Annotated in this window: 14 protein-coding genes; 13 read left to right on the forward strand and 1 reads right to left on the reverse strand. The window is 40.4% G+C overall.

What is annotated here, in order from left to right; genetic code table 11:
• Positions 1 to 218 precede the first annotated feature (218 nt).
• A complete protein-coding gene (locus tag CSV63_RS06070) occupies positions 219 to 1,439 on the forward strand; it encodes an argininosuccinate synthase (RefSeq protein WP_099695026.1) in 1,221 nt (406 codons plus the stop codon).
• A 90-nt stretch (positions 1,440 to 1,529) separates the two neighbouring features.
• Positions 1,530 to 2,105, forward strand: a complete 576-nt coding sequence (locus CSV63_RS06075; RefSeq protein WP_199203618.1) for a YdcF family protein — start codon at positions 1,530 to 1,532, stop codon at positions 2,103 to 2,105.
• 57 nt (positions 2,106 to 2,162) lie between these two features.
• On the opposite strand, the gene CSV63_RS06080 is transcribed toward CSV63_RS06075, so the two are convergent.
• Complete coding sequence (locus CSV63_RS06080; RefSeq protein WP_099695027.1) at positions 2,163 to 2,957, reverse strand: histidinol-phosphatase HisJ family protein; 795 nt, start codon at positions 2,955 to 2,957, stop codon at positions 2,163 to 2,165.
• A 158-nt stretch (positions 2,958 to 3,115) separates the two neighbouring features.
• On the opposite strand from CSV63_RS06080, the gene hisZ reads away from it, so the two are divergent.
• The 11 genes from hisZ to rlmN all read left to right on the forward strand — a co-directional run bounded on the left by hisZ (position 3,116) and on the right by rlmN (position 13,266).
• Complete coding sequence (hisZ, locus tag CSV63_RS06085; protein WP_158233920.1) at positions 3,116 to 4,348, forward strand: ATP phosphoribosyltransferase regulatory subunit; 1,233 nt, start codon at positions 3,116 to 3,118, stop codon at positions 4,346 to 4,348.
• Positions 4,336 to 4,971, forward strand: a complete 636-nt coding sequence (hisG, locus tag CSV63_RS06090) for an ATP phosphoribosyltransferase (RefSeq protein ID WP_099695029.1) — start codon at positions 4,336 to 4,338, stop codon at positions 4,969 to 4,971. The genes hisZ and hisG overlap by 13 nt, the downstream gene beginning before the upstream one ends.
• Positions 4,968 to 6,266, forward strand: coding sequence for a histidinol dehydrogenase (gene hisD / locus CSV63_RS06095; RefSeq protein WP_099695030.1), 1,299 nt, complete (start codon positions 4,968 to 4,970; stop codon positions 6,264 to 6,266). The genes hisG and hisD overlap by 4 nt, the downstream gene beginning before the upstream one ends.
• Entirely contained in the window at positions 6,248 to 6,832 is a 585-nt protein-coding gene (gene hisB, locus CSV63_RS06100; protein WP_099695031.1) for an imidazoleglycerol-phosphate dehydratase HisB, read from the forward strand. Before hisD ends, hisB begins: the two co-directional genes overlap by 19 nt.
• A gap of 256 nt (positions 6,833 to 7,088) precedes the next feature.
• Positions 7,089 to 7,814 carry a 1-(5-phosphoribosyl)-5-[(5-phosphoribosylamino)methylideneamino]imidazole-4-carboxamide isomerase gene (gene hisA, locus CSV63_RS06105; protein WP_099695032.1) on the forward strand — a complete coding sequence of 242 codons (726 nt, stop codon included), beginning with the start codon at positions 7,089 to 7,091 and terminating at the stop codon, positions 7,812 to 7,814.
• Entirely contained in the window at positions 7,801 to 8,565 is a 765-nt protein-coding gene (gene hisF, locus CSV63_RS06110; protein WP_099695033.1) for an imidazole glycerol phosphate synthase subunit HisF, read from the forward strand. Before hisA ends, hisF begins: the two co-directional genes overlap by 14 nt.
• The gene (gene hisIE / locus CSV63_RS06115; protein ID WP_099695034.1) at positions 8,558 to 9,208 is read left to right on the forward strand and encodes a bifunctional phosphoribosyl-AMP cyclohydrolase/phosphoribosyl-ATP diphosphatase HisIE; all 651 of its coding nucleotides are present in this window, start codon (positions 8,558 to 8,560) and stop codon (positions 9,206 to 9,208) included. Before hisF ends, hisIE begins: the two co-directional genes overlap by 8 nt.
• Positions 9,201 to 10,262, forward strand: a complete 1,062-nt coding sequence (gene hisC / locus CSV63_RS06120; protein WP_099695035.1) for a histidinol-phosphate transaminase — start codon at positions 9,201 to 9,203, stop codon at positions 10,260 to 10,262. The genes hisIE and hisC overlap by 8 nt, the downstream gene beginning before the upstream one ends.
• Positions 10,263 to 10,480: 218 nt before the next feature.
• Entirely contained in the window at positions 10,481 to 11,833 is a 1,353-nt protein-coding gene (locus CSV63_RS06125) for a cyclic 2,3-diphosphoglycerate synthase (RefSeq protein ID WP_099695036.1), read from the forward strand.
• A 97-nt stretch (positions 11,834 to 11,930) separates the two neighbouring features.
• Positions 11,931 to 12,107 (forward strand): hypothetical protein, encoded by a 177-nt coding sequence (locus CSV63_RS16455; RefSeq protein WP_158233921.1) that lies wholly within the window; start codon positions 11,931 to 11,933, stop codon positions 12,105 to 12,107.
• An 85-nt stretch (positions 12,108 to 12,192) separates the two neighbouring features.
• The gene (gene rlmN / locus CSV63_RS06130; RefSeq protein WP_099695037.1) at positions 12,193 to 13,266 is read left to right on the forward strand and encodes a dual-specificity RNA methyltransferase RlmN; all 1,074 of its coding nucleotides are present in this window, start codon (positions 12,193 to 12,195) and stop codon (positions 13,264 to 13,266) included.
• Positions 13,267 to 13,281 lie beyond the last annotated feature (15 nt).

Genomic DNA, 13,281 nt, shown 5'->3' on the forward strand with positions numbered 1-13,281 from the left:
CTCAAAAGTCTAGTATCTCGTTATGAAACTTTGCGTCATCAATCTTAATTGAACCGCCGTATACCGAACGGTACGTACGGTGGTGTGAGAGGTCGGGAGTTAATCACTCCCTCCTACTCGATTATCCTTTTTTATTGCGTTTCAACTAAAATATGTTATTATAAAAATACATTTAGTTGAATAAACATACACTCGCTTCAATGAGAGGGGATTTACCCATGGAAAAGAAAAAAGTCGTTTTAGCCTATTCAGGCGGTTTAGACACTTCCGTTGCAATTCAATGGTTAACGGATCAAGGATATAGCGTAATTGCGGTTTGCTTAGATGTCGGTGAAGGAAAAGATCTTACCTTCATTAAGGAAAAGGCCCTTACGGTAGGCGCAGTCAGTAGCTATGTTATAGATGCACGCGAAGAATTCGCACAGGATTTCGTTCTTCTTTCATTGCAAGCACAAACCTATTATGAGAATAAATATCCACTTGTCTCTGCATTATCCCGTCCGCTTATATCCAAGAAGCTAGTAGAAATTGCGCATCAAGAACAAGCGACGGCAGTAGCTCATGGATGCACAGGAAAAGGAAATGACCAAGTACGTTTTGAAGTAGCGATCAAATCGCTAGATCCAACGTTGGAAGTCGTAGCGCCTGTGCGTTCATGGAGCTGGTCACGTGAAGAAGAAATTCATTATGCAAAAGAACATCATATTCCGATTCCGATTGATTTGGATAATCCATACTCCGTGGACCAAAACTTGTGGGGGCGTGCAAATGAATGCGGAATGTTAGAAGACCCATGGGCAACACCTCCAGAGGACGCATTTGGCTTAACGGTTTCCATTGAAAATACACCCGATACTGCTGAAATTATCGAGATCGGCTTTGAACAAGGTGTTCCGGTTACGATTGATAAGGAAAAGTATATATTAAGTGAATTGATTACAATATTGAATGAAATGGCTGGCAAACATGGGATAGGTCGTATCGATCATGTAGAAAATCGTTTAGTCGGTATCAAATCCCGTGAAGTATATGAAGCCCCAGGAGCTATTACGTTGTTGAAAGCACATAAGGAACTTGAAGATTTAACGCTTGTGAAGGAATTAGCACACTTTAAACCCATCATTTCACAAAAACTTGGTGAGTTGATTTACAACGGTCTTTGGTTCTCACCTTTACGTAATGCGCTAGAGGCGTTCATTAAAGAGACACAGCAATACGTCAACGGTACAGTTCGTGTGAAGTTGTTTAAAGGTCATGCAATAGTGGAAGGTCGTAAATCTCCTAATTCCCTATATGATGAGAAATTAGCGACTTATACATCTGATGATGAATTTGATCAAGCTGCTGCGGTCGGTTTCATTAAGCTATGGGGATTACCTACTGAAGTGCATAGTATGGTCAATAAAAAGCAAGTTATGAAGAAGCTTTTAAATAGATAGCAAGAGCAGCGTGACCAAAAGGTTCGCTGCTCTTTTTTGGAACTACTTTACATTCATCTCCGTCTTATGAATATAGCAGGAGGTGAACGAATGAAGAAGGCATGGAAAATAATCGTACTAGCAGTTTTGATCATTGCGGGACTGGGGATGTTTTGGATGTTACCAGGAGAAAGAATAAAACAAGCACAACAGATGAAAGCGAATGGAAAATATGAGTATGCAATTATTCTAGGGGCTAAAGTGAACGGAGAAGTTCCTTCGCTGTCATTGCGTTACCGATTGGAGAGCGCTGTGGAGTATGCTACGCAATTCCCGCATGTACAGTTAGTTCTTGCAGGCGGACAAGGAAAAGACGAAGACATTAGCGAAGCTGAGGCAATGTATCGTTTTTTACAACAACATGGAATTGCGAAAGAACGCTTAGTTATGGAAGACCAATCTACTTCCACAAGTGAGAATCTTCAATTCAGTCAGAATATCATTCCTGAAGTGGCGGGAGTGACTATCATCAGCAGTGACTATCACTTGGCTAGAGCGAGGTTTCTTGCAAGACAGATAGGATGGGAGTCTGATGTTGTTGCAGCAAAGACGCCTGAATCCATAAAAGCAAAAGTGTTAATTCGAGAGCGTTTGGCCCTGTTAAAAACATGGCTATTCAGACGATAGGGATATTCCCAAATAAAAAGTGACGAAACTCCAAGGAAGTTCTCGTCACTTTTCTCTTTATAAGGAAGAAATTTTATGGAATTCTGGCTGGCCTTCTGTAAATGTAGCCAAATAGTTAAAACCAATGGACTGAAATAACTCTAAAGATTCCTTGAACTCATGTGCGATTTCTGTCGTTCTATGCGCATCTGAACCAAGTGTAATGATTTCGCCTCCACATTGTTTATACAAACGTAAAATATCTTCACTTGGCATATTATGCGGCAATCCGTAGCGAGTTCCCGAAGTATTCAGTTCAATCCCTTTTCCTTCTGGTATGATAGTATTGAAGATCTTTTCTAAATAATCATGAAATAAATTAGTTGGTGGCTGATCAGTATAACGTTTAATCAAATCTGCGTGGCCAAGCACGCTGTAACGCTTATAATGCTGAACACAGTACAATAATTCCTTGTAATATGTCTCAAAAGCTGCCTCTGTTGAACGGTCTTCAAATAACTCGCGATAGTGTAGGGATTTATTTTCGACTGTGTGAAGCGAACAGATGACGAAATCAAATGTATGCTCATCCATCAATTCTTCATAGAGATGTAATAGGTCAGGTTGTAAGCCGATTTCGACTCCTTTTTTAATAGTCAGCTGTCCATCGAATTGTTCATTCAATTGAAGAATCTTTTGTGCATAGTCGAGTTTGTCAAAATCGAAATGAATCGTTTCATCTGGATATTCATAATCGACGTGATCGGTGAAGCAAATTTCGGTAAGGCCTTTAGCGATAGAAGCTTTAGCCATCTCTTCCATGGGGATTTCACAATCCGCTGAAAATGCGCTGTGCATGTGGTAATCAAACATAGTTTACAGTCTCCTTTTCTATAGTACATATTGTAGCAGATGAACCATGCCACTAACAGTTGACAATGCTCTACATAACCATTATAGTAATAATTTACTTTAGCGTAGTAAAGCAGTAAAGTTTTTGTTTTTTCATATGAAAGGCGGTAGGAGATATCTTGTATTCTGAAATTCTTGAAAATGAACATGAAGTGCATGAAAAGATTATTAACATATTAGGAAAACGATTCACCACATATGGTTATAAGCGCATCAAAACATCCGCATTTGAACAATACGATTTATATTCCAATGTACGTACCTCAATCAATCAAAACGAAATGATAAAAGTGATTGACTATACGGGTGAAGTGCTCGTATTGCGACCGGATGTTACAATACCATTGACACAGCAACTCGTCCTTTTACATGATAACTTACCCGAAGAAATGCGTTATTATTATGTTCAAGAAGTCTTTAGACAGACGTTCCAGGAAAGTGAGCGTATCGGTAAAACACAGGCGGGAGTCGAGTTCTATTGCGAGAGTTCACCTGCATCAGATGCTGAAACGATTATGCTTGCATGTCACGCATTACGGGATGTTGGTTTCTTGGATGTGAAAATTGAAATTGGCTATGCAGGGTTCTTCAATGAATTGATTGCGGACTCTGATATTACTGCAGAACAAACGGCTGAACTCAAGATGTTAATTCAAGCAAAAAATGTTGTGGAAATAGGTCCATTCTTACAGCAATTATCGATGGATCCTTCTATTAAAGAAGTACTCGAGCAGTTACCTCTATTATATGGTGCGCCTGAACTGGTATTTAAAAGACTACAAAACTTACAGGTTAGTGAATTGGCACAGGATGCAATCAAATATTTACAACGAACATGCGATATCGTCGAATTGTATGGCTTAAAGAAGCATATCGTCATTGATCTCGGTTTGATTAACCACATGGGATATTACTCAGGAATTATATTTCAAGGCTACGTAGAGAATTTTGGCAAGCCGGTATTGATGGGCGGCCGTTATGATGCACTAAGTGAAGAATTCGGTGTGAAATTGCCAGCGATTGGTTTTGCATGTGAAATCGAATCGTTAGTCAAAGCTTCATCTAATAAAGGTCAAAAAGAAAGATATAGCATCGACGTAACTGTATTATATAAAGAAAGCCGTATTAAATACGCAATCGATATAACGAATGAGTTAAGAGAGCGTGACTATCGTGTCATTTCTAAACCTATGATTGATACAAAACACCAGTCAGACAGTCTCTACACGATTCAATTAACAGAACAGCAAAATAAACTAGTAGATCAAGAAGAGACAAAAGAGTTCATCGATTTCAAACAATTGCTTGATTTTATCGCAAGCAAGAAAGGGGTACCTGAATGGATTATTTAACAGTAGCAATGGCGAAAGGCCGAACAGCAGAACGCGCGATGAAGTTCCTTGAAAAATCTGATGTATATTTTTCGGAATTCACTGATGAAAGCCGGAAGCTCGTCATTTATGATGACAAACAAAAGATCAAACTAATATTTGTCAAAGCCGTAGATGTTCCGGTCTACGTTGAAAAAGGTGCAGCGGACGTAGGGATTGTTGGAAAAGATGTCATGATGGAAGATCCCCGTGATGTTTATGAATTACTGGACTTAGGAATCGGACGCTGTAAGCTAGCGGTAGCGGGATACCCCTTTACACCAGTTGAAAACATTCCATTTCTAACGGTAGCTTCAAAATATCCATTAGTTGCGAAAGAGTTTTTCGACAAAAAAGGTATCCGTACTGAAATGATCAAATTGAATGGATCGATTGAACTCGCGCCATTAATCGGCATGTCAGATGTCATTGTCGATATCGTCGAAACGGGTACAACATTAAAAGAGAACGGACTCGTTGTCTTGCAGGAGCTGGCGGATGTCAGTGCCCGTTTGATAGTAAACAAAGCAAGTTATGCTACGAAAACTGAAGATATCCAGCAGTTCATCAAAGATATGAAGGAAGGTTTGGAGGTGCGTTCATGAAGATCATTCGTGGAGCGGAATTCACAGAAGAACTACTAAGACGCGATGATTCTAATCAAACGGATTTAGAATTTGATCGCAACGTCCTATCCATCATCGATAAAGTTCGTTCTGAAGGCGACAAAGCGGTTTTGGATTTTACTGAACGTTTTGACGGGGTGAAGCTGGACGGCTTGATTGTCACAGAAGAAGAAATCAATGAGGCGGAAAGAGCAGTTACAGGTGATTTCCTCCGTGCATTACGCTCAGCAAAAGAGCGTATTACGGCTTATCATGAAGCGCAAAAAGAACAATCATGGTTCTTGAATCCAAATGAAGGCATTATGCTTGGTCAGAAAGTAACACCAATTGATAGTGTTGGAATTTACGTCCCGGGCGGAAAAGCCGCCTATCCGTCGACTGTCTTAATGAATGCATTACCAGCGAAAATTGCAGGAGTCGGACGAATTTCCATGGTGACACCCCCACAACGTGACGGCAAGATTAATCCTCACGTTTTAGTAGCAGCGAAAGAAGCGGGAGTCGATCGAATCTTTAAAGTAGGTGGAGCACAAGCAATAGCTGCCCTTGCGTACGGAACGGAGACAATTGAAAAAGTCGTCAAAATCACTGGACCTGGGAATGCATACGTTGCGAGAGCGAAAAAGTGGGTGTTCGGTGATGTAGCAATCGATATGATTGCTGGACCTAGTGAAATTTGTGTCGTAGCTGATGCTAATACAAATCCTGTTTATGCAGCAGCAGATTTACTATCTCAAGCAGAGCACGATGAGCGTGCAGCGGCAGTATGTATCACGACGAGCGAAGTATTTGCGACCGAGCTTTCAGAAGAAGTTGAACGTCAGCTAACTGAACTTGACCGCAAGGAAATTGCAGCACAATCTATAGAACACTTTGGACGGATCATTGTAGTCGATTCACTACAAGAAGCATTTGATACGGTGAATCGTTTAGCACCAGAACATTTGCAGCTAATGATCGATCATCCTATGGAGCACTTGGCAGCTATACGAAACGCAGGAGCTATTTTCCTAGGTCAGCACTCACCTGAAGCATTGGGTGACTATATGGCTGGACCGAATCATACATTGCCGACGAGTGGAACAGCAGCGTTTTCTTCTCCATTAGGTGTATATGATTTCATGAAAAAGTCGAGTATTATCTACTATTCCGAGAACGCTTTGTTAGAAGTGGCAGATGACATCATTACATTAGCGGATGCCGAACAATTAACAGGACATGCCAACTCGATTAACGTACGAAAGGCAGGATACGAATGCGTAAACAACAATTAACACGTAAGACAGGCGAAACGTCCATTGAAATGGATTTTTCGTTAGACGGCACGGGAAAGACGAATATAAACACTGGCGTTGGATTTTTCGACCATATGCTGACGGCATTCGCAAAACACGGACGCTTTGATCTGTCTGTAACATGCGATGGCGACATTGAAGTAGACCAACACCATTCCGTAGAAGACGTTGGTATTGTTCTAGGCCAATTATTCAACCAATGCATTGGCACAAAAGAAGGAATAGAACGCTTTGCGTTAGTTTCCACACCAATGGACGAAGCACTGTCCACAGCATCTATCGACATCAGTGGCCGTTCATTCCTTGTATTTAACGTAGACGGAATGAAAGATAAAGTAGGGGAATTCGACACAGAACTAGTCGAAGAATTCTTCCTAGCATTTACAAACAACGCCAAAATCACATTACACATCAACTTGAACTACGGAAAAAATACACATCACATTATAGAATCCGTATTCAAAAGCTTCGGCCGCGCCCTACGCGTAGCCAGCACCATCAATCCAGACGTAAAAGGCATACCTTCTACTAAAGGGTCTTTGTAATAAAGTTTTATGGTTTTGAATCTTGAAGAGTATACTAGTTGATCGGAACGGAGGGCGGCGACTCCCGCGGGATAAGCATGAGTCTTGAGACCCCGGACAGATGCCTTAATTTCTGCAAAGTAAACAGGAATACGGCAAAGCGAACCCTTCGCTGTTCGCTAGGCTCAAGCCATGCCCGAAGGAAAGCGTCCGCCCGTAGTGCAGATCAACGGCGCGAATGTATTACCGAAACTTCATTTATTAGGAGGACTAGTTGATGATTTTATTCCCAGCAATCGACATAAGAGATGGCAAATGTGTACGCCTCATTCAAGGTGACTACGCACAAGAAATAATCTACAACGACTCACCAACAAATATGGCACAAGAGTGGCAAAGCCAAGGAGCCGAATACATCCATGTCGTAGACTTAGACGGCGCAAAAACAGGAAACTCCGCCAACAAAAAAGCCATTGAAGCCATCGCAAAAGCAGTCAGTATCCCCGTTCAAGTAGGCGGCGGAATTCGAAATATGGACATTGTCGACTCACATATCGAAAACGGCGTTGCACGTGTCATTATCGGCACGGCAGCTATCCAAGATCCTGAATTCTTAAAAAAGGCCGTTGAAAAGTACGGTGACAAAATTGCTGTGTCCATCGACGCACGTAATGGCTTAGTCGCAACAGACGGTTGGACGGAAACAAGTGACGTTAAAGCAGTTGATTTATTGCAGGACTTAGCGGAGATAGGCGTCAGAACAGTTGTCTATACAGATATCATGAAAGACGGCATGCTTCAGGGACCAAACTTTGAAGAACTGAAAATTATGGATGAAGCCTCTTCGATCGATATTATCGCCTCCGGTGGTGTATCTACAGAAGAGGACATTAAGAAACTCGCAACTGAAGACATGTACGGTGCTATTATCGGGAAAGCATTATACGAAGGCAACTTATCCTTAAAGAAGCTATTGGAGGACGGCAGTCATGTCAACAACTAAAAAAATCATTCCGTGTTTAGACGTAGATAATCGTAAAGTTGTAAAAGGAAAGAAATTTTTAGACGTTCAGGAAGTGGCGGATCCTCTAACATTAGCAAAAAAGTATGTTGCAGACGGCGCTGATGAACTCGTATTCTATGACATTTCTGCATCGACAAAAAACCGTGGTATGTTCCTTGATTTAATTGAGGAAATTGCGAAAGAAGTGCCGATCCCATTCATCGTAGGTGGAGGGATTCGTACGCTTGAAGACGTGGACAAAGTATTTGAAATAGGTGGTAATAAAATATCTATCAACAGTGCAGCTTTGACGAATCCGGAACTAATTAAAGAAGTAGCGGATAAGTACGGATCGGAGCGTGTGATGTTATCGATGGATGTTCGTCAAGAAGGCGAAAACAAGTGGTCTGTTTATGCAAAAGGTGGTATGGAAGAAACAGGGATCGATGCAATCGAATGGGCGAAGAAAATGGAAGCCCTTGGCGCTGGTGAGTTGGTCGTCAATAGCGTGGACCAAGATGGAGTCAAAGACGGTTATGATCTAGCACTCAACCAGGCTATGGCTGAAGCTGTCACTATTCCAATCATCGCAAGTGGTGGTGCAGGAAAACCTGAACATTTTAAAGATGTACTTACAAAAGGGCAAGCAGATGCAGCCCTAGCCGCATCCGTATTCCACTTCAATGAAATCAATATCCGAGACTTGAAAAATTACTTAGCAGAAGAAAATATCGCAGTTAGGAATGACTAAAATGACACTAGACATCCATGCATTAAAATTTGACGACAAAGGTCTAATTCCAGCGGTTGTACAAGATGATCGCACAGGAGAAGTCCTAATGCTTGCTTATATGAACAAAGATTCAATTGAAAAAACGTTAGTAACAAATGAAACTTGGTTTTATAGCCGTTCGAGACAGGAACTTTGGAATAAAGGGGCCACATCCGGAAATACACAGCAAGTGCAACGTATTTCTGTAGATTGCGATCAAGATACATTACTGATTCAAGTTACTCCACAAGGTCCCGCTTGTCATACGGGAGAAAAAACATGCTTCTTCACAACAGCAAGGGAAAAAGAAGAATCATTACGTGAAGTCGTCTACGAAGTAATCGACGAAATCGCAGATCGTAAAGCCAATCCAATAGACGGCTCGTATACGACGTATTTATTCAATGAAGGTATCGACAAAGTGTTGAAAAAAGTCGGAGAGGAATCTACGGAAGTCGTAATCGGCGCAAAAAATGCAGATAAAGAAGAAGTGTCCAATGAAATTGCAGATCTGGTCTACCATACGCTTGTATTGATGAATATTCTTGACGTTGATCTAACGGATGTTCAGCAAGTGCTACGCGAAAGAAGACCGAAAAAGGAAGTGCTACGCAATGAGTAGATTTCTGAGCACAGTTGCACGCCGCACAGAACCTTATGTTCCGGGTGAGCAGTTGAATCAGCCAGATATCATCAAATTAAATACGAATGAAAATCCGTATCCACCAAGCCCAAAAGTATTAGAAGCTATTCAAGAAGAATTAAACGGCAACACATTGCAACGCTATCCTTCACCAACAGTAGATCCCTTGCGTCACGCGATAGCGGAGACATATGGACTGACAAAAGACCATGTCTTTGTAGGTAATGGATCTGACGAAGTACTGGCATTTTCATTCATGGCATTTTTCGAGCCAGGAAAAACAATTAGGTTTCCAGAAATTAGCTACAGTTTTTATCCGGTCTATTCCAAGCTATTTAATATATCATTCGAAAAAATCCCATTGAATGCTGATTTCACCTTACCCAAAAAGCAATTCTATAATTCACCAGGCGGGGTCATTCTACCAAACCCCAATGCACCGACAAGTATTTATGCTGAGTTGGATGTAATCGAAGATATTTTGCAAAATAATCCAGATCAAGTGGTCATTATCGATGAAGCATATATTGATTTTGCAGGTCCGTCTGCGATGAAACTGATTGATCGTTACCCAAATTTACTTGTGATCCAAACCACATCTAAATCTCGTGCACTAGCAGGATTGCGTGTCGGATTCGCACTTGGACAACCCGAATTGATAGCAGGATTGACGCGAATAAAAGATTCTTTCAACTCATACACAATTGATCGTTTAGCTATGGCGGGGGCCACTGCTGCGTTTGTTGATCATGCATACTTTTCGGAAAGTACAAATAAAATCATTCGCACACGTGAATCTGCAGTCCATACTTTGAAAGAGTTAGGTTTTGAAGTTCTCCCATCCGATGCAAACTTCGTCTTTGTTAAGCCTTTACACAATGACGCAAAAGTATTGTATCAACAATTAAAAGGTCGTGGAATTTTAGTCCGTCACTTCGATCAAAAGGATATTCGCGATTATTTACGTATTTCGATCGGTACAGACGATCAGATGAATACACTGTTTGAAGTGCTTAAGCAACTTACTAAATGAATAAAATGATCAAAAGCCATTCGATACTGAATGGCTTTTTCTTGTCATAAATGTATAGAAAGATGCATAGATGGTTGCTATAGTAGTTTTTGTAACAATATATGACAGAAAAAAGGTGTATATGTATACAAATACATGTATTTTTAATATTTTCTATTGTATTTTTATACATGTTGACTTATAATAATAAAAAGAAGCTTGATTGGAGAGATAAATTTATGAAAACTAAAAATATAATCATTATTGGTGCAGCAGGAAGAGACTTCCACAATTTTAATACATACTACCGTGGTAAAGAAGAATACAATGTCGTGGCATTTACTGCTACACAAATTCCGGATATCGATGGACGTAAATATCCAACTGAATTAGCTGGTGAATTGTATCCTGAAGGAATTCCTATCTATTCACAAGATCAGCTACCTGAGTTGATCAAAGAACTAGAAGTAGATGAATGTGTATTCTCTTATAGTGACCTAAGCTACGAAAAGGTTATGGGAATTGGTGCAATTGTGAACTCGGCAGGTGCTAATTTTACACTCCTTGGATCAAAAGCAACGATGATTAAAAGTAATAAACCAGTTATTTCTGTTTGCGCGGTTAGAACGGGAACAGGGAAGAGTCAAACATCACGTAAAATTATCGAAACATTGCTTGAGCATGATTTGAAAGTAGTAGCTGTTCGTCATCCAATGCCTTATGGCGACTTAGCTGAACAACGTGTGCAGCGTTATGCAACGGTAGAAGATTTCAAAAAACATAAATGTACGATTGAAGAAATGGAAGAATATGAGCCGCATGTTGACCGTGGAAATATTATCTATGCAGGGGTAGATTACCAGGATATTCTGGATGCTGCTGAAAATGATCCAGACGGCTGTGACGTAATCCTTTGGGATGGTGGGAACAATGACTTTTCATTCTACGAGCCGGACTTGGCGATCACAGTTCTTGATCCACACCGTCCAGGCCATGAATTGAAATACTACCCAGGTGAAGTATGCTTGCGTACAACAGATGTATCCATCATTAACAAAATTGATAGTGCATCGGAAGAAGCCATTCAAACGGTTGAAAACAATATTAAATTTGCGGCACCAAACAGTACAATTATTAAAGCAGAATCAAAAATCTCTGTTGATAACCCTGAAATCATCAAAGGCAAGCGCGTGCTAATTGTTGAAGATGGTCCGACATTAACTCACGGTGAAATGAAACTGGGTGCAGGTGTAATTGCAGCACAGCGTCTTGGTGCAGCTGAAATTGTTGACCCGCGTCCATTTGCAGTAGGAAGCTTAATCACAACTTTTGATAAGTATCAGCACATCGAAAATATTTTACCAGCAATGGGCTACGGCGAAGAACAGTTAAAAGATTTGGAAGCGACGATCAATGCAGCTGATGTAGATGCAGTCATTATTGGTACACCTATGGATCTGTCACGAGTCATTAATATAAATAAGCCATGCACACGTGTTTATTATGATTTGGATGAAATCGGAACACCAAATCTTGAGTCAGTTCTTACAGATTTCATCAAAGAGCATAATCTTACTGCAACAAATGTATAAGAATAGATAACTTATTCAGCACCTGCCTCGAATGGAAATTCGTCTGCAGGTGCTTTTTTCTGCTATACTACGGGTAAGACAGTAAGGAGGTAGTAACTTGTTTAATTCAAAAATTATCGATCTTGTCATTGGCGTGGTAATGGCATACTTTGCATATGATCGAATCGCTACAGGACATACCGGTATGGGGATCTTTTTTGTCGTACTCGCAGCATTGAACCTATTATCATTTTTCATGAAGCTTAGAACGGACAAAAACGTTCAGCAAAAATAATTATAAATCTAATCAGTTGTTCCTTTTACCGCAAACTTGTAGTATAATATTAAGATTGCAATTTTGAAATGAGGATAGAAATTACATGAAAACATCCATATATGGTTTGACAATTGAACAATTGACAAACTTCTTCATAGAAAACGGACAACAGAAATTCCGAGCAGCCCAAGTATGGGACTGGCTCTACAAGAAACGTGTACTTTCCTTTGATGAAATGAAAAACATCAATCAAGAAGCGCGGGACTTGTTGGATGAGAACTTCTCGATCCAAACACTCGAACAAAATGTTAAGCAAGTATCACAAGACGGTACAGTGAAGTTTCTCTTTAAAATGGAAGATGGCAACTTGATTGAAACGGTTTTAATGAAATTCCCTTATGGTTATTCTGTATGTGTGACGACACAGGTAGGATGTAATATCGGATGCAGTTTCTGCGCAAGTGGTTTATTGCGTAAAAATCGTGATTTAAGTGCTGGGGAAATTGTTGGTCAAATCATGAAAGTTCAAGAGCATCTAGATGGCAAAGGTGAAGGAGAGCGTGTCAGTCATATTGTCGTCATGGGAATCGGTGAACCGTTCGATAATTATGCGAATCTGATGAATTTCTTGCATATTGTCAACGATCAAAAAGGTCTCTCTATTGGTGCGCGTCATATCACCGTTTCCACAAGTGGTTTGACTGAGAAAATTAAAGACTTTGCGGATGAAAACATTCAGATTAATTTAGCTGTTTCATTACACGCACCTAATAATGAGTTACGTTCATCTATCATGAAAATTAACAAAGCATTCCCGATAGAGAAACTAATGGAATCTATTAACTATTATTTGGAAACTACCAATCGTCGAATCACATTCGAATACATTTTATTGCGCGATGTGAATGATCATGTGAAAGAGGCGGAAGAGTTAGGCAGGCTGTTGGCTGATAAACGTCACTTGTCTTATGTCAATTTGATTCCTTATAATCCGGTAGACGAGCACGGTCAGTATCAACGCAGTGAACCCGAAGCCATTAAATCGTTTTACGAAGCACTTAAACGTAAAGGCATCAACTGTGGAGTACGTCTTGAAAACGGGACGGATATCGATGCAGCATGTGGTCAATTAAGAAGTAAACAAATCAAAAAAGTGAAAAAACCGGTCGGAGAATAATTCTCCAACCGGTTT

Origin of the sequence: Sporosarcina sp. P34, assembly GCF_002743375.1 — a bacterium.
Classification (GTDB): domain Bacteria; phylum Bacillota; class Bacilli; order Bacillales_A; family Planococcaceae; genus Sporosarcina.